Origin of the sequence: Labilibaculum sp. (assembly GCF_963664555.1) — a bacterium.
Lineage (GTDB): Bacteria > Bacteroidota > Bacteroidia > Bacteroidales > Marinifilaceae > Labilibaculum.
This window is the reverse complement of record NZ_OY761461.1, coordinates 1,941,788-1,965,638: the sequence shown is the minus strand read 5'-3', so window position 1 is coordinate 1,965,638 and position 23,851 is coordinate 1,941,788. Positions and strand designations below refer to the sequence as shown.

Sequence of the window (23,851 nt, the reverse complement as noted above, 5' to 3'; positions counted from 1 at the left end):
ATACAAATTGCATTCAAATATATAAGGTAGAAAACAAAAAGAAAATGACTTTCTTCTTGTTTTCCATATACTACTTATTTACTCTGTATGTTTCGTCTCCATTTTTAATGAAGTTTACAATTTGATTTGCTCCGGCAATACCAGCATTGATGTTTGCCTCAGCAGTTTGCGCCCCCATTTTCTTTGGAGTGAAGAAGAATCTACTTTGAAATTTAGCTTCAATTTCTTCTTTACAGTCAGGAGCAATATCCGAAATGTATGCGAAATCTTTACGAGCATCCATTAATTTAATCAAACCTTCTTCATCAATCACCTCTTTACGAGCTGTATTAACAAGAACACCACCTTCAGGCATCTTGTTCAACAAATCGAAGTTGATTGATTTTTTTGTTTTGTCATTTGCTGGAATATGAAGAGAAACATAGTTACAAGTGCTGTACAATTCCTCAACAGAGTCAACAACCTTTACACCATCAGCTTCAATTGTTTCTTTAGCCACAAATGGATCGAAAGCATATACTTCCATTCCAAAACCTTTAGCTATTTCACCAACATAACGACCTACATTACCATATGCATGAATTCCGATTTTCTTTCCCCGTAATTCAACACCGGCACTTCCGTTAAAACCATTTCTTGCCAAAAATACCATCATTCCAAAAACCAACTCTGCAACAGCATTTGAATTCTGTCCAGGAGTATTCATGGCAACAACGCCTTTTTCAGTACAAGCCTCAAGATCGATATTATCGTATCCTGCACCAGCACGAACAATTACTTTAAGGTTTTTAGCGGCCTCAATTACTTCACGTGTTGCTTTATCACTGCGAATAATCATGGCATCTACATCGGCAACTGCTGCTAACAAATCTGCTTTATCAGTATAAGATTCCAACAAAACCAATTCGTAACCAGCGCCTTCAACAACAGTTCTGATACTATCAACAGCTGCGGGAGCAAAAGGCTTATCGGTTGCAATTAATACTTTTGTCATTTTATTTGATATTTGAATTATGAAAAAATAAAATGTCATTGCCAGCCAAATCGAAGTAATGCTAACATTACTTTAGTCGTTCCTCGTGCACTGAATGACAAATAAGCAGGATATGGATTTACCCATTCCTGCCTATTTACTATTATAATTATTTTACGTGAATGTTTTTGAATTCCTGCATGCAGTCAACCAATGCCTGTACACTTGATTTTGGCAGAGCATTATAGGTAGAAGCACGGAAACCACCAACTGAACGGTGCCCCTTGATTCCAGACATTCCTTTTGCTGTAGCAAATTCATAGAATTCTTTTTCCAATTCTTTATATTCGTCATTCATTACAAAACAGATATTCATTAATGAACGATCTTCTTTGTTAATAACGGTTCCTTTAAACATTGGATTGCTGTCAATTTCATTGTAAAGCACAGCAGCTTTTTCTTCATTCATTTTCTGCATTGCAGATACGCCACCTTGTTCTTTGATCCACTGCAAAGTTTGAAGAGCTGCAAAAACAGGAACAACTGGTGGAGTATTAAACATTGACTCTCCATCGATGTGTGTTTGGTAGTTCAACATGGTTGGAATCTGACGATCTACCTTACCAAGAATTTCATCTTTTACAATCACAAAAGTAACACCTGCCGGTGCAAGATTCTTTTGAGCACCGCCATAAATTAATGCATACTTTGAAACATCAACCGGGCGAGAGAAAATATCAGATGACATATCAGCTACTAAAGGAACATTAACGTCTAAATCTTCTTTAATCTCTGTACCATAGATAGTGTTGTTGGTAGTGATGTGAAAATAATCTACATCAGAAGGAATTTTATATCCTTTAGGAATGTAGTTGTAAACAGTATCTTTCGAAGATGCTACTTCTACTACTTCACCAAATAGTTTTGCTTCTTTCAAAGCTTTGTTTGCCCAAGCTCCTGTATTCAGATAAGCTGCTTTTTTTCCTAACAAATTGTAAGGAATCATGCAAAACTGAGTTGAGGCACCACCACCAAGAAACAAAACCGAATAACCTTCAGGAATACTTAATAATTCCTTAAACAAAGAGATAGCCTCATCCATTACTGCAACAAATTCTTTGCTGCGGTGAGACACTTCCATCAAAGAAAGACTTGTTCCGGCAAAATTTTTAATTGCTTCAGCTGTTTTTTCAACTGTAAAATCAGGAAGAATTGAAGGACCTGCAGAAAAGTTGTGTACTTTCATTTTTTCAAACGTTTTAAATTTTTGTATTATTCCATATCCTGAGGCAAAATTGCAAATAAAAATTTATTTTAAGACGGTTTTACTTGTTAAAATGTATGTTTTATAACAAATAATTTATCCTCTTATCCCCCTTCGTATAGATTAATATTTACGTTCTGAAAAACAGAAACTTAACCTGCAGAATTTTTTACTTATATTCATTCACACGATGGTGTTTTTTCCTGACAATCCAAATATTTGGATTGTTCGAAGCAATCTTTGTGAATTTAGATGGTAACAAGAAAAATTAAATTCTATTTTCAGAATTAATTTCCCTTAAAAAACCATTCCAAATATAAGAATTTATGTTTGAAAAGCCCCAACCGCTATAATTAAAAACAAAAAAAAGGCAGCTACATCAAGGGTAACTGCCTTTTGTTATTTCAATAAAAATTCGATTTACGCTTTGTAAAAAGGAATTTTTGTGATTTTAGCTTTTACCGCTTTATTTCGAACACGAATAAAAATCTCAGTATCCAGTTTATAAAATCCTTCCTTAACATATCCTAAACCAATTGATTTCCCAATCATTGGAGCCATTGTTCCTGAAGTTACTTCGCCAATTTCATTTCCTTCAGCATCTTCAATCTTGTATCCATGACGAGCAATTCCTCTATCAATCAATTCAAAACCTTTCAATCGGCGCTTTGGTTTTTCTTCTTGTTGTTTTGCAAAAAACTCACGATCGATAAAATCGTTTCCTTCCACAAACTTGGTGATCCAACCTAAACCTGCTTCAATCGGTGAATGGTCATCATCAATATCATTACCATATAAACAGAAGCCAACTTCTAAACGCAGTGTATCGCGGGCGGCCAAACCAATTGGCTGGATTCCAAATTCTTTTCCTGCTTCCATTACAGCATTCCAAAGCTTCGCTCCATCTTCGTTTGATACGTAAATTTCACATCCGCCGGAACCGGTATAACCGGTAGTCGAAAAAATAGCATTTTCGATTCCTGCAATAGTCACTTTTTGAAATGTGTAATACTCCATATCTTCAATCGGACGATCCACAATTTTCTGCATCGCTTTTAATGCCAAAGGGCCTTGCACTGCTAACTGACATATTTCATCAGAAGCATTATAAAGCTCGGTTCCAACTGCCAATCCCATTTCACCGGCATTTTTAACACACCAATTCCAATCCTTTTCAATATTTGCAGCATTCACAACCAGCAAGTAAGTCTCTGAATCAACACGATACACCAACAAATCATCAACAATTCCGCCTTTCCCATTTGGGAAACAGCTATACTGAACTTTTCCATCAGAAAGTACAGCTACATCATTTGTGGTCAATTTTTGTACAAAACTAAAAGCTTTTGGACCTTTCACCCAAAATTCACCCATGTGAGAAACATCAAAAACTCCTAATTTTTCACGCACGCATTTGTGCTCATCGTTAATTCCGGTATACTCAATAGGCATGTTATACCCTGCAAATGGCGCCATTTTTGCACCTAATTCTTCATGAAAGCTAGTGAATGCTGTTCTTTTCATCTGTTTACGTATTTTGGGCAAGATCTTCAAGTAATCATAAAAAATACAGTCTTTTTTACTGAAGATTTACCTGAGAAAAAAGTTATTTAATTATGTTTGCGTTATCTTCTGCAAATGTAAAAAATTTTCTCAGATATCGTTTGTGCCAATAGATTAGTTTGCCTCAAAAGGTCTTCTTGCAATTCCTAACCGATAACCGCCTTTAAACAAAACAACAAAAGCATCCTTTACACCACAGGCATCTCTGTATTTGGCAGCCTCCTTAAATGTTAAAAAACCTCCTATGGTATATTTGTGCCAATTTTCAACAAATAAATGATCAATTACATCACCTCCTTTATATCTGTTAAAAAGATCTTTAGGATTCATTTCTTTTCTTGCTGCAGCAATTTGAACTCTATAAACAAAATCCTCTTCCACCAATTCTTGCTTTACCGGAGTTTCAGTTATTGCAACGGCCTCACTTTTAAAACTCACAAGCGGAAGAGTAACAGGAACTTCTATTTTCGCTTCAGGAAGTTCAATCACTGATTCTTCTGTGACTTTCTCTGCAACAAGCTCTTCGATTACCGGCTCTGGTATTTTCTGACAATAAATATCAAATCCTCCTTTTCCTCCACTGCGTTCGGATGCAAAATAAAAAACACCATCCTGATCTTCACAATAAGTGATATCGTTATCAGTACTATTTATTGGAAACCCCATATTTTGTGGTTTCCCCCAGGTTCCATCATCCTGTCGGTCAGACTTAAATATATCATATCCCCCCATGGTATTGTGCCCCTTTGAACTGAAAAACAACTTAGTGCCATCGGTACTTATAAAAACATCACCTTCATCATATTTGGTATTAATATCTCCACCAATATTAATTGGCTTAGACCATTTAGACTCCGATTCTTTTATAGAATAATAGATATCACAATTGCCAAAACCACCTTTACGATTACTTACAAAATAAATTTCATCTCCCGATTTAGATAAGCTAGCAGAACTCTCTCTTGAATCCTTTTCATTTATAAATTTAATTGCTTTTCCTATTTTCCATTTGTCTCTCTCTTTTTCAGCCAGAAACAAATCACCTGCTCCAGAATTACTATTGTAAAATACAAACTGCTTATCATCAAATTTAGACAGCAAAGTAGAATTTACATGTCCTCCCAAATTATTTTTTTCTTCACGAACCTCAATACCCAACGCCTCACTTTTTGAAGATTTAAATAACTTTTCAAAAAACTTTTGATCCTCTGGTGATCTACTATTATCCTCCTGACCTCGTCTTGAGCTAAAAAACAGATTACTATCTAATACCTGAGGATTAAATTCGTCAAATTCTGAGTTTACCTTTCCTTCAACAAGCTGTATCTCCAGATCAAGACTATTTTCCATTAACAACCTGCCGCTTCTGCACTCCTGAATGTGTTTATCACTTATAGATAAAAGTTCTTTCTGCTTTTTATAATTGTTCTGCTGAATTAACTCTTTATTCATTTTAAAATGAATGATTGCATCAGAAAAATTATTTTGATATTTATAAGCCAGCCCAATCAAAAAATGAATATCAGCACTGATATCGGCATTAGCAGACTGTGCGGCAAGCAAATACGACAGCGCGGCATCTTTTGGTCCTGCTATTAAATAGCAAAGACCAATATTATAATTTAACTCAGGATTATTATCATTTGAATTGTACGCACTCAAAAAGAGATTCAAACTCTGAGGCACATATCCAATTCCTTTTTGATACAGCCCGGCAGCTTTTTTCACCTGAACAAAAACTTCTTTTCGATTCGAATCATTATCAACAAATTCCGACTTTTTTACAGGCAACAACTCTTGGCCAATTAAATTCCCTGACAATAAAAAAACGAATAAAAAAACAGCGGTAGTAAACTTCCTTATCATAGACATTAAGTTATATATTGTATTCAGCTAAATTCTGTAAAAATTAGTGTTACGGAAAAAAAAATCTTTTGTTGAGCTTAATCCAAATTATTAATCAAGTAAACAATAGCAAACCTAAAAAATTATAATCAATAAACAATCAGTAAAATCAAGGATACTAAGCACTAATTGAATAGCTGGTGCAATAGGTAAATTGAAAATAAATTAGTATTATTGCATATGTAACAATGAAGATTTCACTCAAAATTTAACGTGCCATTTCTATCGAAATAAAATTTGAATTTATTAAAAAAACAAAAAATAAATCGAACAAGCTTACATCAACAAAATGACTCAAGGTGAAATGATCACAGATCTATCCTATTTAAAGGAAATGTCTGGAAATGACAATAACATCATCAGTGAAATGATTGATATTTTCCTGGAACAAATCCCTGAATTTGAAGAGGAAATATTAAGAAGTTTCGAAGCTCAGAACTGGCAAGATTTAGGCGCTATTGCTCACAAGGCAAAATCATCGGTGCGTACAATGGGAATGGAAAATTCAGGTGATTGTCTAGAACAATTAGAGCATTTCTCGAAAGGAAATTTAAAGTTTGAATTGCAACTAAAGAGGGAAAACAACATTGAATTTAGTCCTCAGGATGAAAAAAACTGGACTAACGTGAAAAACGAAACCATGAATGACATTGATTTAATACATATTCCTGTTTTAGTAGAGGAATTTTTATCACAATGTACTTTAGCCATAAAAGAATTAAAAGAAACCTTAGGACAACTTTAATCACTGAAACCATATTTTACTGCTATGAATATTGAAACCAAACAGGTGAACTCTATAACGATAATGAAATTGGAAGAAACCAATCGTTTGTATGCCTTAAATGCAAGTATTGCCAAGGAAAAAATGAATGAATTCTTATCTCAACCCAAATCCAAATTAATCGTTGATTTTGAGGGAATTAACTTCATTGACAGTTCCGGCTTTGGAGCACTCTTATCGGCTCTTAAAACATCAAAAGAACACAAAAGTTTTATAAAACTTTGTAATATCAACAGAGATGTGATGGAACTAATAGAATTAATGCAGCTGGATTCTATTTTTGATATTTTGCAAGACCAAACCGCATGTGTTAACAGCTTTTCATCAGTTGAATAAAATACTGATATGGCAAAAGTCTCGCCAAACATACTGGTTGTTGATGATGACGTGGTTATCCTAAAATTCATTGAGTTTACTCTAAAAGGATTAGGCTACCAAACAACACTTGCAAAAAATGGGAAAGAGGCTATTGATCAGGCCAAGAGTCAACATTTCGATCTTATCATTTCAGATTTGTACATGCCATTAATGGATGGCAATGAATTGGTTCGCAGATTGAGACAAACTCCGGAATACCAGCATACTCCCTTCATATTTCTTTCTGGAAACAACGAAGAAGACACATGGATTAAAAATCTGAATGACGGTGCAGATGATTTCATCACCAAACCCATTAAACAAAAGATTTTTATCTCGAAGATCAAATCCCATTTAAAGAAAGCCTATTTAAGAAAAGATATTCTTGATGGCGCCAGAAAAGATGACATCAGTTTTGATAAAGGAAACCTAATATATTGTGCAAACAGAATAAAACCCTTTCCTCTTCCCAGAAAACATCTCAAAACAAATATCACCACTGTTTATTCCGATTCTGATTTTTTTATGGCTCTGCAAGACACCAATACTTGGGGAATTATTATTGATGATAAAGCAAGTTGGGCTATATCAATCTTAGATAAAATAACGGAAATTGTTTCAAATCATATTCCAATAAACATTCTTGTCACTGATGCTGATGATATGGTCAAAATGGAAAATCTGCTGCGATCCAAAATAAGTGGTTTTTTATTTAAAAACCTGAATCCAAAGCTAATTATCCATCAGATAAACTCTAATGTTCAGCGTGAACATGATTTAAAGAACAAATACTTAAACGCACTTAACTCTGCGGCAAAAAGGTCTCCAATTCGTTTCGAAAACGAATTTCAGGATACCATACGAGACTACAATATTCAAATCCTTCATCAACCATACGATAAATTACCCGGAGGTGACTATTACGAAATTATTGATGTTGATCAGAATAGAAAAATATTGATTTTGGGCGATGTAATGGGGAAAAAATGGGATGCCTGGTTCTTTGTACCAGCCTATATTGCCTACATCCGAAGTACCATTAATTTTTTTATTAATCGACAAGAACTTGATTTCGTTGAATCGCCGGGTAAATTTCTGGATATTATAAATGAATATCTTTTTAAAGACATTCAGCTAACTGAAGTATTCACGACTCTAAGTATTATATCACTTTGTACTTCGTCAAATAAGATTAGTATTGCTTCGGCCGGAGCTCTTCGCCCTTTCCTTTATGATGGAATAGAAAAAACCATATCGCAATTAAATATTGTCGGCACCTTATTGGGTGTTGTGAAGGAAATTAAATACAGAAGCTTAGTTCACGAGTTTAATAAGGGAGATAAACTATTCTTTTATACCGATGGATACACCGAAGCGATTAATGACAAAACCGGTGACATGATTGGTGATGAAGCCATGTTCTACATTCTTGATAATAACAAAGAAAAAGAAATTATTGCCCCCAAAGACGTAGAGGAGGAATTAACCAAAATATACAATGTCTCTAAATTTGATGATGACCGTACCTTATTGTTAATCCAAAGAAATTAGCCGGATTTCTTATTTTTCTCCTTTGTTTTGTTCATTTTTGCATGAAAATACGACAATATGCAAGCAAATGAAATTATTGGATGGATGGGAAGCATTCTTTTCGCAATTTGTGCTCTGCCACAAGTAATCCACACATTTAAAACTAAAAAAACAGATGACCTAAGCGAACTATTTTTATGGCTCTGGTTTTGGGGTGAAGTTTTTACTCTATGTTATATTTTTATCGATGATATAGCTAGTAAAAACTACCACATACCTCTGTATTTCAACTACCTATTCAACCTGTTATTGCTTTTTTATTTGATATTCGCAAAGTACAGCTACAATTCAAAACCAACCACACTTTCCATTATCAAAAAACGAATAGGCTTATAATATTGCAAAGCATAAAAAAGAGGCTGTCTCAAATGAGATAGTCTCTTTTTCGTTTTATAGTTTTTTATATTTATCACTGATTTCTTATTTTAGAGATATGAAATTAGTCCCTCAAAAATCTCATTTCAAAGCCTATCATCAAAACCAGATGATTCTTTTTCCGCCTTCTCTCTCGGATTTCATATCATCTGAACACCCTGTTCGTACCATCAGCAGTATTATTGATGGTGTCCAGATAGATCGTATCCTTGAAAAATACAGTTATACGGGAGCAAAGGCCTATCATCCCAAAATGATGCTTAAGTTATTAGTTTATTCCTATTTGTGTAATGTATATTCCTCTCGAAAAATAGAGCAGGCGGCATCAGAAAATGTACATTTCATGTGGTTGTCAGGGATGCAAAAGCCAGATCACAATACGATTGCCCGCTTTAGAAGCAGTCGATTAAAAGGTGTTTTAAAGGAAGTGTTCAGTCAAGTAGTCCTGTTACTGGTAGATTCCGGACATATTGATCTACAAACCATATATGTCGATGGCACCAAGATCGAGGCCAATGCAAATAAGTTTTCGTTTGTTTGGGGTAAAGCCATTCAAAAGAATATCCAACGCATGAAGGATCGGTTGGGGGAACTTTGGGATTATACAGAGCAGGTAGCCAAATCGGATTTAGCAAATGTAAGTAAGCCCGATTTAAGTGATGTTGATCCAGAAAAAATAGAGCAGACCATTGAGACAATTAATGAGGCCTTGAGGGATAAGAAAGTGGATGCTAAGAAACGCCGGCAACTCAACTATGCCAAGAAGAATTATGCTGATAATCTCCGAAAAAACGAGCAAAAGCTAAAGATATTGGAAGAGCGAAATAGTTATTCAAAAACGGATCCGGATGCAACCTTTATGCGAATGAAGGATGACTATATGCAAAATGGTCAGCTAAAACCAGGATATAACCTGCAGTTTAGCACACAAAATCAATTCATTGTAAATTATTCAAACCATAATAATCCAACCGATACAAAAACCTTTATACCTCATATGAAAGAGGTTCAACAGTTGTATCCAGACAAACTAAACAGCGTATGTGCAGATTCCGGTTATGGGTCTGAGGAGAATTATGAATTTCTTGAAGCGGAAGGATTAACCTCTTTTGTGAAATACAATTACTTTCATAAAGAACAAAAGAAGGGAGCCAAAACTTATTGCGAGTTTCACCCCAACAATTTATTCTACGACTCTAAACAGGATATTTACTACTGCCCAATGGGACAAGTAATGAATCTTAAGAAGATAAAAAAGGAAAAAAGCCAAGCCGGTCATTTTAAGACAATCCATGTTTATCAAGCTCAAAACTGTAACGGATGCCCACTTAGGGGGATGTGTCACAAAGCAAAAGGTAATCGAACGATTCAGATCAATCACCGACTCAACGAATTAAGAAGTAAAGCACGAGAACATTTAACCTCAGAAGAAGGATTGAAGCACAGGAGTCAAAGACCGGTTGATGTAGAGGCCGCTTTTGGTAACCTTAAACACAATAAAGGATTTAAACGATTTTTACTTCGTGGCAAAGAAAAAGTAGAAATCGAAATGGGATTATTGGCTCTAGCCATAAATCTTAAGAAAATGAATAGTAGAAAAGTGGCCTAACGGCCTTTCTTAATTCTTTTGAAGTCCTATTTCCTCTATATAAAACCTCTGTTTTGCATATTGGAGGTAAAAAAGACTTCCAAAAACAAATAAGCAGTATAAGGCAGTTTAATCTCAAAAAAACAAAAGATCATGAAAAAGAGGATGTCTACTTTGCTATGAGACATCCTCTTTTCTTTTTAATGTCTGGAAACTGTATTTCTTATATTCTCTCTAATCTCAGCTGACTCCTCTGACAACAAATAATTCTTTGTTGAATCTGGTAAAAAATCGAGGATATCATTCAGTCTGTCTTCCCGAATTGCCAATCTTACTTTCGATGCCGAAATATAATTATCTGCACTACCTTGAGTAATTCTTGGAATCTCAAGAATCTCAACACCATTGGTCGGCAAATATTTAATCATGGCCTCGTTATAAGCTGCTGTAACGGGCGAATACATTTCAGTACCAACGTATCTTCTGTTGATATTTAAAATTGGTACTATGTAATTCAAAAAGGTAATTACATCCAATTCAGCCTGCTTAGCAGCTATATCACATTCTTTCTCTTCTTTTAAAAAATAACATGGAAAAATGGTTCCGGAAACAACGTAGTTTCCACCCTTCACCATTACCAGATTTTCAATATGTCCTAATTCTTCCTGAATCAACCTCCATCGAATATCAAAAGTAAATGACGAACGATCCTCCTCAACAATAAATAAGTAAACAACCCGATTCTCAGCACAAGCCTTTTCTATCAGATATTTATGTCCTTTTGTGAATGGATTGCAATTAACAACAACAGCTGCAATTCCTCCCACATTAATATCTTTTTTAATTGATCGTAAATAATCCTGATAGGTTTTGATATTCTCATATCCAAATTCCAAAACGGAGAACAATGGTTCTGCTGTAGCAATTTCGGTAAATCCCAATCCTTTAAAAACCTCTAAATTACGAGGTTTAGTATAAACAAAAATATGTTTGTGCTCATTGATAACTAATTCAATTAAATGTGTTACAATTTGCGCAAAAGCGGCACCTTCTCTAAATTTAGGAGAAACTGCAACGTATTTTAATACTCGTCCTTTATACGATCCGGTTCCAATTACCTCCTGATTCAAATTATACAGAATCATGGTGTAATCAACATCTGAAGGATCGAACTCAAAACCCAATGGCTCCATAAATTCTGAGACCAGTTTTATATCAAAGGGATTTTGCAAGTCCAAAGACTCTTCCCTATAATCTGTATTCTCGACTCCCATCCTTATTTGTTAGTTTTGTTATCGTGTTTGTGTGATTATTTTCTTTATTTCAGCATTCAATAGTATGAATTTAACAGCAGATCTCCCCCTTATATTTATATGTTATGAAAGGCATTTACAGATATACAAACCATGACAAATGTTATTTTATTATTCAGATGCAATTTGTAACAAATCTCATCTAATTGTATTTTTTATTCACCATATAAATAAAGAATGTAACTGCAAGTAAATCTGCCGATCCACCGGGTGATATTTGATTATCCTTACAATAATATACTAAATCCTGATATTTGGAACTAAAATATTTAGTTCCAAATAGATTAAAGGCCTGTTGTGAAATGTCCTTTAGTTCATTCAATACTTTTTCTCCTTTTCGGTATAAAATATTGCTGTCATTGTTCTTGGCAATCAGCACTAAAAGAGTTTGTATTAGCCCATTCTGAATAGTTTCATCATTTACAATGCCCATAGCATCGAAATGAGAACTTAAAACAGGAATCGCATAATCAAAAACACAAGGCAAGCCGGCTTGAATTTCACCTCGAATACCTTTCCCCATATTTCCAAACTTCTCAAAACACTCTTCACCATGTGTTTTTTTATCGCTGTAAAGTTTCTTGCCCAACTCATTCTCAACCAAGCTGCCATTTAATTCCTTTATTTGATCAACAAATGAATGATACGAAAAGTTGTGATTTTTTATTCGATTTGCACTTACAAACAGAGAAAATCCCAACAAAAATATAGCACCCTTATGAGTATTTACCCCACAAGTTTCACGATACATATCCTCTTCCATTTGCAAACCAATTTGACGCAGTTTTGGCAATGCATCTTTTATATTGGCTGACGAAAAAGAAAAACCAAACTCGGCTATCTCCCTAAAATAAACAGAAAGTACCGCACTCGAATTCAAAAAAGTAGCAAAATCCATATCGGAATGCGATCCGTTCGAAAATCGATCGACTAAACCAGGTTTTGGAGAAAGAGAAACTTCGTGCAAAAGTGCTTTTAAAGCAAATGCAGACAAATCTTTACATACTCTACTTTTTCTTCTTTCCTGTAAAAAACCGGATAGATCATTCTCAATAACAGTTCTCATTTCTTCATATTCGTGAATTTGCATTCTCATGCAAAACACCGCAGGATGCTCATTACAGAAATAACATTTCTTAACTTTACCCGATGAAACCGGATTTCCTTTTTCATCAGTAATATCAACATCCAATAGCCTGCCTAAAGAATGCTCCGTTTCATAAAGCTCTGCAATCTCTTTTATAGTCGTTACAGAAATTTCATTGCCCGAAACAGGGACTAAATAAAAATCTCCTGCGGCATCAGGACGAATAATTTCTCTTTTTTCCTCAATTGTAATACGATGAGAAAGTAAAAATCGTTTTAAATCAGATAAACATTCTGAAAAAAACAATTTAATCTGATCATTCGATTTTGGAAGCCCGGGAATATTAAGAGTTAGACTTAGTGAAATATCTCCTGACTCAGCAAACTTCTGTCTCTCTTTTGACCGAATTTCTTTAGCCGCCAAAATGTCTCTTACAACTTTCTCCATTTTCTTTACCTCCTGCTTACAAATACACCCTAAATGCTTAAAACATGTAGGGTGTAAATATTTCATTTGTATAAACCGGTCTCAGCTTATGAGAGATTTTTTACATTATAGACTACATCAATAATTGTCCCATCGCGATATTCAACCAAGGCCACAATCTGATCTCCTAATTGCTTTTCGGCAGGTACACCAGTCATTTTTTCGACCTCCTCTTTTAGGTCTCGAATATCAACCACTTTCACCCCGGCTTCTTTAAGCTTAGCAGCCAAATTTGGTTTCGATGGATTAACACAGACTCCTCTCTCTGTTACAATCACATCAACACTTTCGCCAGGTGTAACAACGGTGTGAACACGATCTTTTACAATCGGCAACCTACCACGAAATGCCGGGCAAACAACAACTGTTAAGTTCGCTCCAGATGCAGTATCAGAGTGTCCTCCTGATGCACCTCTTATTTCTCCTGAAGAACCGGTAATTACATTTACATTGAAATCAACATCCACTTCAAGTGCACCCAAAACAACCACATCTAACTTATTAGTCATGGAGCCGCAATTATTCGGATTCGCATATTGATCACACGAAATTTCGATATGATTTGGATTATTCAAAACCGAAGAACTAACTGCAGCATCGAAAGACTGCACATCAAAAATAGAATGAAATAACCCTTCATTCAACATATCAACACCATAGGAAGTTACCCCTCCAATCATGAAGCTGCCAATTATATTTTTTCGCTTCATATCTTCGCGAAGAAATTTGGCCACCGCCAAAGAAGCTCCACCTGCACCTACCTGAAACGACATTCCATTTTTGAACAAACCAGAATGTTCAATTACTGTTGCTGCAATTCGAGCAATACGTAAATCCATTGGTGAATTGGTAATACGAGTAGTTCCTGACGCAATTTTTGTTGCATCACCAATACTATCCACTTTTACCACATAATCGATAAAATGTTGACGTACAGTACAAGGGATACATGGATATTCGACCAAATTATCAGTAACAATAATTACGTTACGGGAATATCGGGCATCAATATCTGCGTATCCCATTGATCCAAAAGCTGATGGACCATGAGCACCTGTTGCGTTTCCTTCTTCATCAGCTGCAGATGCTGCCAAAACCGATAAGTCCGGCTTAATTCTTCCTGTTAAAAAATCACGTACACGACCACCATGAGAGTGGATAATTGCAGGATATTTTAATTTCCCAACTGATATTGCATCGCCTAATGCACCTCTAATACCTGAGGTGAAAATTCTGGTAATCATTCCTTTTTCAACATAAGGAACCAAACCATCATGAGCTGATGTAAGTGATGAGGAAGCCAAGGTGATGTCCTTAATTCCCATTTCATCAAGTATCTTAATCGTCTGCATCAGCACACCATCTCCACCTCTTAAATGATGATGACAAGTAACAGTCATTCCATCAAAAGGTTTACATCTTTTAATAGCCTCTTCCAAATTTTTACAAAGTTTGGAAACATGAGGTTTTTTAGCCTTAAGCGTTCTGGAAATATTTGTTGAAGGAACTTCGTCTTCAATAATACTTTTCCAAACTCCCTGGAAAGGTTCAAGTTTCCCCAGGCCTTCTATATATTCAGGAATTTCAACTCCTATTGCATTTTTCATTTGTCTATGTTTTAAATCCGAGCTTAAAAACTAACCAGCATTCTTTTCAATTTCTTTCAAATCTATTTTGGCATATTCCAAAACTGTAATTGCTCTTTGAACAACAGGAGCATCTACCATTTTTCCATCAATTGCAAAAACTCCAATACCAGCTTTTTTGTTTTTAATAAACTCAGAATAAACACGATATGCTTTACGAACCTCATTTTCAGTTGGGTTAAACACATCATGAACAACATCAACCTGACGTGGATTGATTAGAGCTTTACCTGCGAAACCTATTTTTTTAATGTATTCAGTTTCTTCCCGCAAACCTTCATCGTCGTTCACATCAGCAAAAATAGTATCTAAAACATCCAAATCATTGGCTTTTCCAGCCATCACGATTCGTTTACGTGCATAATCAATACCTACTCCATCGGGGGTTTTAATAATCCCCATATCAGCCGTTAAATCCTGCCCTCCAATAGTAATAGCATCGATTCTTGGATCAGCGGCTGCAATATCGTAAACATTCGCAACCCCTTTGGCTGTTTCAATCATCACATGAATAGTCATGGTTGGATTCTTAATTCCATGCTCCTTTTCGATGCGTCGCACTTCTTTCATGAATTCCTTAACATCGGCTACTGTCTCCGTTTTTGGAAAACGGATGTTATCTGGTTGTAATGGTACTATTTCCTCCAAATCCGTTAATCCAAACGGTGTATGAAAGTTATTTACACGTACACATACTTCGGTATCATAAAAATTAACCGTTTTAAGCATGTTACGAACTAAAATTCGCGCAGCATCTTTTTGGTTCAATGCTACAGCATCTTCCAGATCAAGAAGAACAGCATCACAACCATAAACTCCTGCTTGTTGAATCATTGCCGGATTATTACCGGGAATGTACAACATCGATCGTCTTTTTTTCTTTACCATTACATTGTCCCCTCCTGAATACCTAAAGATCGTTTAACTGCTGTTTCAACTCGTGCTTGAATTGTCTGTGTCAGTGCTCCTTTATCTTTTGCAATAAGATGAAGATCCTGAACTTGAAGTGTGTCGAGCACTTGGTTTATTGTAGCTTTAATATCTTCTTCAAACTGTAACATTACAGTAGAAGAAATATCAACTTTGCGACCAGAATCTTTTTCAAGAGGCTCAATCAGAATCATAATATCGCTTGATTCAAAAGTCCCGGCTTGCGCTTTAAACTTGGGTGTCATTGTGAGTAAATATTTGTTAATTAGTCTTGTTTAATAAGTAATATTTGTTTCTGCAAATTTTAATGTCTTTCGATACAATTCAAAGCACTTTCACGTATTTTTAACCTAATCTTTAAGTGTTATAAAACACCCCGCGGAAACGATTGCATATCAGCACATTATCATATGTAAATAATATTGCCGGTATTTATATATCTTCTAATCTTATTTCACAGAGCTTAATTATTACCAAATAATAAATTTCCATTGGATATCTCCACGCTTTGATCACTGTAAAAGAGTTTTTTTCAAAATACGCAATCTATTGATAAAGGTAAATTGAAAAAAAAAGATAAAAAAAGATCCTGCTTATTTAGAATAAACAGGATCTAATTGTTAGTGATTAGTTAGTGGTTAGTAAGATTTCACCAAATAATTGATGAATTAAAAAAAGTGTGATTCAATGTGATTACAGATGGTACTTTTGTTTTTCTCACAAAGGATTCACAATATAAGTGTAAATAATTGGTTTACGCAAACGTTTTCATAAATTTTTCACCTATAAGCTCATAATTTTCATAAAATCTGAATGAAAATGAACTGTAAGAGCACTTATAGTCCAAAATCATACACTTAAAGCTTAAGATAATTTAGTAGTGATGGAAACTAATTCATCAAAAAAAAAATTCCATATAATAAAATCCCCTATTACAAAAACACACAACACAAACACCTCACAAACAACTAATTAAGCTCAGAATTGAATGTTGATTAATAATTTAGTTTACTAAGTTAATCCACAATTAAATTAAAATTAATTGCCCCTACATAGTTTTGCTTCAAAATTATATCACTTAGAATACTTTTTTAATGAAGAAGCTAATTTTACTATTCTCTCTACTTTTTTCTTTGACCTTATTTGCTCAAAAGAAAATTGTCGACTATGTGAATCCAAATATTGGAGGCATTGGTCATATGCTCGAACCAACAATTCCATTGGTGCATCTTCCCAACAGTATGATGCGCATATCAAAAGAACCAAAAGGTTATCAAAGTGAGAAAATTACACACTTTCCCTTCTCTATTGTTTCTCACAGGAAAGGAACAGTCGGTAAATTCATGATTTCTCAGAATCCTACTTCGCAAGAACCTGAAAACTGGGAATCTGCCTATGATCATGACCAAGAAACAGTAAGTCCCTATTACTATTCTGTTTTATTGGAAGATTCTGATATCAGAATGGAATTGACTGCAAGTCAACACGTTTCATTCACAAAATTTAGCTTCACAAACAGCGCCCCTGCTAATTTATACTTACAATGCAGAAACAATGGAGCATTTAACATTTCTCCCAAAAAAAATACAATTACAGGTTTTGATATGATTACTGCGGTTGATGGCATTGATCTTGAGCATCCTGTGAAAGTTTATTTTGCAGTCAAATTTGATCAAAACATTTCAAATTACGGCACTTTCGACTCAAACAAATTAAATTCTAACTGCACAACTATTTCTGGTGATAAAATCGGAACGTTTTTTCGATTTGACGATACTTCAAATGCATTACAACTTAAAATAGCTGTTTCCTATATTTCAACAGAAGAGGCAGAACAGCATTTAAAAACAGAAACACCGAATTGGGATTTTGATCAGTACAAAAAATATCACAAACTAATATGGAATAATGCACTAAGCAAAATACAGGTAAAAGGCGGAAGTGAAGATCAAAAAACAGTTTTTTACACGGCCCTTTATCGTTGCTATGAGAGAATGGTGAATATTTCTGAAGACGGAAAATACTTTAGTAATTACGATCAAAAAATCCATAGTGATGATGGCGTTGATTTTTTCGTTGACGATTGGGTTTGGGATACCTACCGGGCAACTCATCCATTAATGTGCTTAATTGATCCTAAAAATCAATCAAAAAAGATCAATTCCTATGTTAAGATGTATGAACAAAGTGGCTGGATGCCATCTTTCCCATTGTTTACAGGTGATCATACCTGCATGAACGGAAATCATGCTTCATCAGTAATTACTGATGCCTACTTTAAAGGCATACGAGGATTTGATATTGAAAAAGCCTTTGAAGGATTAAAAAAGAATGAACTGGAAGCAACCATGTTGCCATGGAAAAATGGTCCGGCAACAGAACTTGATACCTTTTATCATGAAAATGGTTTTTTCCCAGCCTTAAAGCCGGGGGAGAAAGAATGGGTAAAAGAAGTTCACCATTGGGAAAAAAGACAAGCAGTGGCCTTAACACTAGGTCATAGCTACGACGATTGGTGTATTTCTGTATTGGCAAAAGAATTAAACAAGGAAGATGATTGTCAGCTTTTCTTAAAAAAATCGAATAATTACAAAAACCATTATGATCCTGAAATAGGTTTCATGGCTCCAAGATCATCTGATGGAGAATGGATTCGGCCATTCGATCCAAAATTATCAGGAGGTTTAGGCGGTAGAGATTACTTTGCAGAAAACAATTCATGGACTTATACCTGGGATATTCAGCATGATATTGCAGGATTGATAAATTTAATGGGTGGCAACAAAGCATTCAATGCAAAGCTCGATCAACTATTTGTTGAACCATTTGGAATTCCGAAATGGGATTATTGGGATATCTTTCCTGATGCAACCGGCCTAACCGGCCAATTTGTAATGGGAAATGAACCAAGTCTTCACATTCCTTATCTGTATAATTATTCAGGAGCTCCATGGAAAACACAAAAACGAATCCGTTCCCTGATGGAAGTATGGTTCACCAACTCACCATTCGGAATTTGTGGTGATGAAGATGGCGGAGGTCTATCTGCATTCTATGTTTTCTCGGCCATGGGATTTTATCCGGTAACCCCGGGCGTTCCGGAATACAATATTGGAAGTCCTATATTTAGCGAGATTACAATAGATTTAGACAATGGAAAACATTTGCAAATAATTGCGAACAACTGCTCTGCAGAAAATAAATACATTCAATCGGCAAATTTAAATGGTAAGGAATTAAAAGGACCCTATTTTAGGCATTCGGAAATTATTAACGGAGCAAAACTAATATTGGATATGGGTTCAAGACCAAATAAAACATGGGGAAGCAATCCAAGATTTGTTCCCTATTCGATGAGTAATATCGATTGACATTTGAAATTATTGAACGGTAAAGATTAGTTAGTGATTTAGATTAGAGTTAGTTAGAACTATTCCACACAAGTAGTTCAGAAGTAAGCCCCGAAAGTACCATATCGGGGCTTTTCTATGTCTCAAAAAAAGGGAGGTAATGAAATCTGTTGATTTCATTACCTCCCTTTTTAAATTACAATTTTATTCTTCTCTAACGAGCACCAACCAATGATACCGAAGAGATTGTGTCTCCCATTCCAACAAGTGTAACCGGTTTTTCAATTAAGATGGTTGGAACAGCAATAATTTCTAATTCTTCATTTGTGAATATTCCTGTTTCCATGAGCTGATGATTACCGAAAAGTTTGGTTACAAACTCCGAAAGGTTTGACAATTCATTTAATCCCACCTCAGATACTTCATGATCTTTAGCCCAAAGCAATACATCTTTGTTATCGATGGCACCTGTTCCTGCTTTTGCTGCAGCAACAGTAGCAGCTAATTGCATTCCATTTCGGTTCTGAAGCGGAGAAACTTTAAATCCTTTTTCCTGAAGAGTAAGGTACAAACCAAACATATGAAGCTGCATTCGAGAGCAATTTGTATATTCGCGAATCTTTAACATTCCTTCAAACAGATTCGAACTATTGGTGTTTTCTTCACATTTCTTCGCCAATTCGTCCTCCCCAATCACTTCTAAAATATCAATTAATTCCCGTTCGTTAAAACCTAAACTATCAACACAATCAACCAAATTGTCAATTAAATATTTACGTATTACTTTGTTTTGAGTAGATGCAACTTCTAAATGCAGTAAGCTATCAGGACAGGATTCTCTCCATTTTGCAATCATTGCCTTTGAAAAATCGATTCGATCGGTTCCTTTGGTTCCATCACGAAGAGACTCATGAAGCATTTGGTAACCAGACAAAATAATATATTCAGGATTGATATCGTTTTGCGACATTCTGTTTGCAAAATTCCCGTCGATATGCAATTTAAAATTCAATGGATCATAGGTCGCAATAAAACGGTTTGCTTTCGGGCACACATAAGTTTCACCGTTCAAACTGATGGAATCTCCTTTATCAAATTCGATAATCCAATGTATTAAGGCTAAATCATTAGAGCGATCGACCTTAGATGCCTGCTTAATTTCGCCGTTTTCATCGTTTGTTAATAAATTGGGAAGATCTAAAAACAGTTTAGACTGATCTTTAGGTGCTGATGCACAATGCACATAAACCGAGTTTACACCACAAACCGCCATCACATTTGCAACAATACCGCCCTGGCCTCCCATTTGCATTTTATCGTAACCCACATTTTTGTTTAGCCATTCAAAAACCTCAACATCCTCAATCAACCATTCTTCGGCAATTCCATTTTTAAAACAATTCAGAAAACCACGAATTGCATCTTCATTGGAACGAATGCTATTCTCTCCTTCACCAAGAATCAAATCCGTATTGAGCTTGTTTTCGGCAATTAGTTTTTGAATGCCTTTGCCTTTCACTTTTATCACTGCATCAACATTGGCATTAAAAGCACTAATTAAGCCATTAATATCGCCCATTTTTTCTAATTGGGCAGGTGCTGTTTTATAGTTTTCAAGCCACTTGGTTTTTAATTCTATCAAAGACATTTATTCCTATTTTAGAGTTACAGTACTAATTTTCAAAATTTATCAATTAACAAAGAAATTAAATTAAATCTCAATTTATAAAAATTGTCCTTGAAAAGCATAAAAAAATCTCCGCAATGGTTTGAAATAACAGATAAACTTCAACCTTCACAATTCCATATTGCTGCAATCAAATTTTAAGCTAAAAAAAGCCTGCTCACAATGCAAGCAGGCTTTGTATTTAATCAAGTTTGATATTTTTACAGATTACGAAAAACCAATCCATTTTCCTCAGCATCAATTAAAATCTTTTGATGATGAGTGATACTTTCCGATAAAATTTGTTTTGACAGTTCGTTAAGAACCTCTCTTTGCAATACCCGTTTTATTGGACGTGCACCAAATTGTGGATCAAATCCAACATTTCCAAGGTAATTAACTGCTTTTTCGCTCAACTCAATATTAATTTCATTTTTTATGAGCATCGATTTTACCATCTCAAACTGTAAACGAACAATTTGCTTTACCTCTTCCCGATCTAAGGGAGTAAATACAATCGTTTCATCAATTCGGTTTAAAAATTCAGGACGAATCGTCTTTTTCAATAAATCGAGAACTTCATTTCGTGCTTCCCAAATTAATTCTCCCCTATTGTTCGAATTCATGTTCGCAATCTTTTCCTGAATCAGGTAAGAGCCTACATTTGAAGTCATGATGATAATTGTATTCTTGAAATCAACAACCCTTCCTTTATTATCCGTAAGTCTTCCGTCATCAAGCACCTGCAGCAGAATATTAAAAACATCCGGATGTGCTTTCTCAATCTCGTCAAGAAGCACAACAGAGTATGGTTTTCTGCGAACTGCTTCGGTTAATTGGCCACCTTCATCGTAGCCAACGTATCCCGGAGGAGCTCCAATTAATCTTGAAACTGAGTGACGTTCCTGATATTCTGACATATCAATTCGTGTCATGTAGTTTTCATTATCAAACAGGAATTCAGCCAATGCTTTTGCCAATTCCGTTTTTCCTACACCGGTTGTTCCCAAAAAAATAAACGATCCTATTGGCCTTTTCGCATCCTGCAAACCTGCTCTACTTCTGCGAACTGCATCTGCAACAGCCGAAATTGCCTCCTCTTGTCCTACCACTCTTTTGTGAAGCTCTGTTTCCAAACCAAGCAATTTTTGCCTTTCACTCTTTAACATTCTATTTACAGGAATTCCTGTCCAGCGAGATACTACATAAGCAATATCTTCACTTCCAACCTCCTCTTTAATCATGGCATCCGAATTCTGATTGATTTTCAGTTGTTCATTCAAACGCTCAATTTCTTCCTCAACCTCTTTAACTCTGCCATAACGAATTTCTGCAACTCTGGCATAATCACCTTCACGCTCTGCTTTTTCGGCCTCGTACTTCAGGTTTTCCAATTCCTCCTTATTCTTTTGAATGCCATCAATCACTTCGCGTTCAGCTTCCCATTTTGCACGAAGACGATTTCTTTCATCATTCAACTCCGCAATTTCCCTCGATAAATCTTCCAATTTCTTTTTATCACCTTCCCGCTGAATGGCCATTCGCTCAATTTCCAATTGCTTAATACGTCTTTCAATTTCGTCCAGTTCTTCTGGCAATGAATTCATTTCAATACGTAATTTTGAAGCCGCCTCATCAATCAAATCAATCGCTTTATCCGGCAAAAAACGATCCGAAATATATCGCTGCGAAAGCTCAACAGCTGCTATAATTGCTTCGTCTTTAATCTGAACCTTATGATGATTTTCATAACGTTCTTTTAATCCGCGAAGAATAGAAATTGCGCTTAAGGTATCTGGTTCATTCACCATAACCTTTTGAAAACGTCTCTCTAATGCTTTATCCTTTTCAAAATATTTTTGATATTCATCTAAGGTAGTAGCACCAATGGCTCTTAAATCTCCTCTGGCCAATGCCGGTTTTAAAATATTGGCTGCATCCATAGCACCTTCCCCTTTGCCTGCACCAATCAAAGTGTGAATCTCATCAATAAACAAAACAATATCACCTTCCGACTCAACCACCTCTTTCACCACAGATTTTAGACGTTCCTCAAATTCGCCTTTGTATTTTGCCCCTGCGATCAATGCTCCCATATCCAAAGAAAAAACTTGCTTGCTCTTTAAATTATCCGGCACATCACCCTTTACAATACGATGAGCCAGGCCTTCGGCAATTGCTGTTTTTCCAACACCCGGTTCACCAATTAGAATCGGATTGTTTTTCGTTCTTCTTGATAAAATCTGAAGAATTCTTCTTATTTCCTCATCGCGGCCAATTACAGGGTCTAATTTCCCATTTTGGGCCCGTTCATTTAAATCAATTGCAAATCTCCGCAAAGAATTAAATGTATCCTCAGCAGTTTGAGAGTCCACCTTAGCTCCCTTTCGCAATTCAGTGATAGCAGAACTTAGATCTTTCTCATTCACGTTATTATCCTTCAGTAAATTTGAAATTTGATCTCTACCTTTCAAAAGTCCAAGTAATATGTGCTCCAGAGAAACAAACTGATCGCCCATCTTTTTTGAAATTTCAGTTGAAAACTGCAAAGCACTTGTTGCTTCTCTCGAAAGATAAGGTTCTCCTCCAACTACTTTAGGATAACTTTCGATGATCTGATCCACAACCAAAGAAAAACTTAATACATTTACACCCAGCTTTTTAAGCAGGAAATTGGTAATATTCTCACCTTCTACCAAAACACCCTTTAAAATGTGTCCGGTATCAACTGCCTGCTGTTGTTTACCAGCAGCTAATTGAAATGCTTTTTCAATTGCCTGCTGCGATTTAATTGTAAAATTATTGTAATTCATATTTTTGATTTTACGACTTCATTTATTATAAAACATGGCTAATTATCATTCAAAACGAATCGTTCAAAACATTTGCCAAATCAATAATTTGGTCAACTAGCAGAAAAAATGTCTGAACGAAGGTTAAACAACCAGCCAATTTGACACATTATCAACAACTT

At 35.4% G+C, this 23,851-nt stretch carries 17 protein-coding genes; 6 read left to right on the top strand and 11 right to left on the bottom strand.

The annotated features are described in order from the left end of the window. Positions 1–70: 70 nt before the first annotated feature. From ACKU4N_RS07690 to ACKU4N_RS07675, 4 genes are all read right to left on the bottom strand, one after another. The gene (locus ACKU4N_RS07690; RefSeq protein WP_321322157.1) at positions 71–994 is read right to left on the bottom strand and encodes a 3-phosphoglycerate dehydrogenase; all 924 of its coding nucleotides are present in this window, start codon (positions 992–994) and stop codon (positions 71–73) included. A gap of 148 nt (positions 995–1,142) precedes the next feature. Further along, positions 1,143–2,219: a 3-phosphoserine/phosphohydroxythreonine transaminase gene (gene serC / locus ACKU4N_RS07685; RefSeq protein WP_321322155.1), complete on the bottom strand. Its 1,077-nt coding sequence runs from the start codon at positions 2,217–2,219 to the stop codon at positions 1,143–1,145. Between the two features lie 438 nt (positions 2,220–2,657). Further along, on the bottom strand, positions 2,658–3,761 hold the full coding sequence (gcvT, locus tag ACKU4N_RS07680) for a glycine cleavage system aminomethyltransferase GcvT (protein ID WP_321322152.1): 1,104 nt from the start codon (positions 3,759–3,761) through the stop codon (positions 2,658–2,660). Positions 3,762–3,914: 153 nt separating this feature from the next. After that, a complete protein-coding gene (locus ACKU4N_RS07675; RefSeq protein ID WP_321322150.1) occupies positions 3,915–5,666 on the bottom strand; it encodes a hypothetical protein in 1,752 nt (583 codons plus the stop codon). 343 nt (positions 5,667–6,009) lie between these two features. Here ACKU4N_RS07675 and ACKU4N_RS07670 point away from each other — a divergent pair, with 343 nt between their 5' ends. From ACKU4N_RS07670 to ACKU4N_RS07650, 5 genes are all read left to right on the top strand, one after another. Further along, positions 6,010–6,450: an Hpt domain-containing protein gene (locus ACKU4N_RS07670; RefSeq protein WP_321322148.1), complete on the top strand. Its 441-nt coding sequence runs from the start codon at positions 6,010–6,012 to the stop codon at positions 6,448–6,450. 24 nt (positions 6,451–6,474) lie between these two features. After that, entirely contained in the window at positions 6,475–6,825 is a 351-nt protein-coding gene (locus ACKU4N_RS07665; protein ID WP_321322146.1) for an STAS domain-containing protein, read from the top strand. A gap of 9 nt (positions 6,826–6,834) precedes the next feature. After that, complete coding sequence (locus tag ACKU4N_RS07660) at positions 6,835–8,397, top strand: response regulator (protein ID WP_321322144.1); 1,563 nt, start codon at positions 6,835–6,837, stop codon at positions 8,395–8,397. Between the two features lie 57 nt (positions 8,398–8,454). Next, the gene (locus ACKU4N_RS07655) at positions 8,455–8,772 is read left to right on the top strand and encodes a PQ-loop domain-containing transporter (protein WP_321322142.1); all 318 of its coding nucleotides are present in this window, start codon (positions 8,455–8,457) and stop codon (positions 8,770–8,772) included. Between the two features lie 97 nt (positions 8,773–8,869). Next, entirely contained in the window at positions 8,870–10,420 is a 1,551-nt protein-coding gene (locus tag ACKU4N_RS07650; RefSeq protein WP_156197454.1) for an IS1182 family transposase, read from the top strand. 179 nt (positions 10,421–10,599) lie between these two features. Here ACKU4N_RS07650 and ACKU4N_RS07645 read toward each other — a convergent pair whose 3' ends face one another. From ACKU4N_RS07645 to citD, 5 genes are all read right to left on the bottom strand, one after another. Further along, positions 10,600–11,673 carry a [citrate (pro-3S)-lyase] ligase gene (locus ACKU4N_RS07645; RefSeq protein WP_321322140.1) on the bottom strand — a complete coding sequence of 358 codons (1,074 nt, stop codon included), beginning with the start codon at positions 11,671–11,673 and terminating at the stop codon, positions 10,600–10,602. Positions 11,674–11,854: 181 nt separating this feature from the next. After that, positions 11,855–13,246: a triphosphoribosyl-dephospho-CoA synthase gene (locus ACKU4N_RS07640; RefSeq protein WP_321322138.1), complete on the bottom strand. Its 1,392-nt coding sequence runs from the start codon at positions 13,244–13,246 to the stop codon at positions 11,855–11,857. A gap of 86 nt (positions 13,247–13,332) precedes the next feature. Continuing rightward, entirely contained in the window at positions 13,333–14,892 is a 1,560-nt protein-coding gene (gene citF, locus ACKU4N_RS07635; protein WP_321322136.1) for a citrate lyase subunit alpha, read from the bottom strand. A gap of 30 nt (positions 14,893–14,922) precedes the next feature. After that, positions 14,923–15,819, bottom strand: coding sequence for an HpcH/HpaI aldolase/citrate lyase family protein (locus ACKU4N_RS07630; protein WP_101310381.1), 897 nt, complete (start codon positions 15,817–15,819; stop codon positions 14,923–14,925). Beyond that, the gene (citD, locus tag ACKU4N_RS07625; RefSeq protein ID WP_321322133.1) at positions 15,819–16,106 is read right to left on the bottom strand and encodes a citrate lyase acyl carrier protein; all 288 of its coding nucleotides are present in this window, start codon (positions 16,104–16,106) and stop codon (positions 15,819–15,821) included. The genes ACKU4N_RS07630 and citD overlap by 1 nt, the downstream gene beginning before the upstream one ends. Before the next feature lie 849 nt (positions 16,107–16,955). On the opposite strand from citD, the gene ACKU4N_RS07620 reads away from it, so the two are divergent. After that, positions 16,956–19,232 (top strand): GH92 family glycosyl hydrolase, encoded by a 2,277-nt coding sequence (locus ACKU4N_RS07620; RefSeq protein WP_321322131.1) that lies wholly within the window; start codon positions 16,956–16,958, stop codon positions 19,230–19,232. A gap of 193 nt (positions 19,233–19,425) precedes the next feature. Here the strand turns inward: ACKU4N_RS07620 and ACKU4N_RS07615 are convergent, their stop codons facing one another. Both ACKU4N_RS07615 and clpB read right to left on the bottom strand, forming a co-directional pair. Continuing rightward, positions 19,426–20,859, bottom strand: coding sequence for an ADP-dependent glucokinase/phosphofructokinase (locus tag ACKU4N_RS07615; RefSeq protein ID WP_321322130.1), 1,434 nt, complete (start codon positions 20,857–20,859; stop codon positions 19,426–19,428). Positions 20,860–21,098: 239 nt separating this feature from the next. Further along, positions 21,099–23,690, bottom strand: a complete 2,592-nt coding sequence (gene clpB, locus ACKU4N_RS07610) for an ATP-dependent chaperone ClpB (RefSeq protein WP_321322128.1) — start codon at positions 23,688–23,690, stop codon at positions 21,099–21,101. Positions 23,691–23,851 lie beyond the last annotated feature (161 nt).

Excerpts from the sequence above, each read along its gene's own strand:
- ACKU4N_RS07690 (WP_321322157.1), bottom strand. The coding sequence starts at position 994 with ATGACAAAAGTATTAATTGCAACCGATAAGCCTTTTGCTCCCGCAGCT.
- citF (WP_321322136.1), bottom strand. The coding sequence starts at position 14,892 with ATGAAAAATGCAATAGGAGTTGAAATTCCTGAATATATAGAAGGCCTG.
- ACKU4N_RS07640 (WP_321322138.1), bottom strand. The coding sequence starts at position 13,246 with ATGGAGAAAGTTGTAAGAGACATTTTGGCGGCTAAAGAAATTCGGTCA.
- ACKU4N_RS07665 (WP_321322146.1), top strand. The coding sequence starts at position 6,475 with ATGAATATTGAAACCAAACAGGTGAACTCTATAACGATAATGAAATTG.
- clpB (WP_321322128.1), bottom strand. The coding sequence starts at position 23,690 with ATGAATTACAATAATTTTACAATTAAATCGCAGCAGGCAATTGAAAAA.
- ACKU4N_RS07660 (WP_321322144.1), top strand. The coding sequence starts at position 6,835 with ATGGCAAAAGTCTCGCCAAACATACTGGTTGTTGATGATGACGTGGTT.
- ACKU4N_RS07655 (WP_321322142.1), top strand. The coding sequence starts at position 8,455 with ATGCAAGCAAATGAAATTATTGGATGGATGGGAAGCATTCTTTTCGCA.
- ACKU4N_RS07615 (WP_321322130.1), bottom strand. The coding sequence starts at position 20,859 with ATGTCTTTGATAGAATTAAAAACCAAGTGGCTTGAAAACTATAAAACA.
- ACKU4N_RS07620 (WP_321322131.1), top strand. The coding sequence starts at position 16,956 with ATGAAGAAGCTAATTTTACTATTCTCTCTACTTTTTTCTTTGACCTTA.
- gcvT (WP_321322152.1), bottom strand. The coding sequence starts at position 3,761 with ATGAAAAGAACAGCATTCACTAGCTTTCATGAAGAATTAGGTGCAAAA.
- ACKU4N_RS07650 (WP_156197454.1), top strand. The coding sequence starts at position 8,870 with ATGAAATTAGTCCCTCAAAAATCTCATTTCAAAGCCTATCATCAAAAC.
- ACKU4N_RS07675 (WP_321322150.1), bottom strand. The coding sequence starts at position 5,666 with ATGATAAGGAAGTTTACTACCGCTGTTTTTTTATTCGTTTTTTTATTG.
- ACKU4N_RS07645 (WP_321322140.1), bottom strand. The coding sequence starts at position 11,673 with ATGGGAGTCGAGAATACAGATTATAGGGAAGAGTCTTTGGACTTGCAA.
- serC (WP_321322155.1), bottom strand. The coding sequence starts at position 2,219 with ATGAAAGTACACAACTTTTCTGCAGGTCCTTCAATTCTTCCTGATTTT.
- citD (WP_321322133.1), bottom strand. The coding sequence starts at position 16,106 with ATGACACCCAAGTTTAAAGCGCAAGCCGGGACTTTTGAATCAAGCGAT.
- ACKU4N_RS07630 (WP_101310381.1), bottom strand. The coding sequence starts at position 15,819 with ATGGTAAAGAAAAAAAGACGATCGATGTTGTACATTCCCGGTAATAAT.
- ACKU4N_RS07670 (WP_321322148.1), top strand. The coding sequence starts at position 6,010 with ATGATCACAGATCTATCCTATTTAAAGGAAATGTCTGGAAATGACAAT.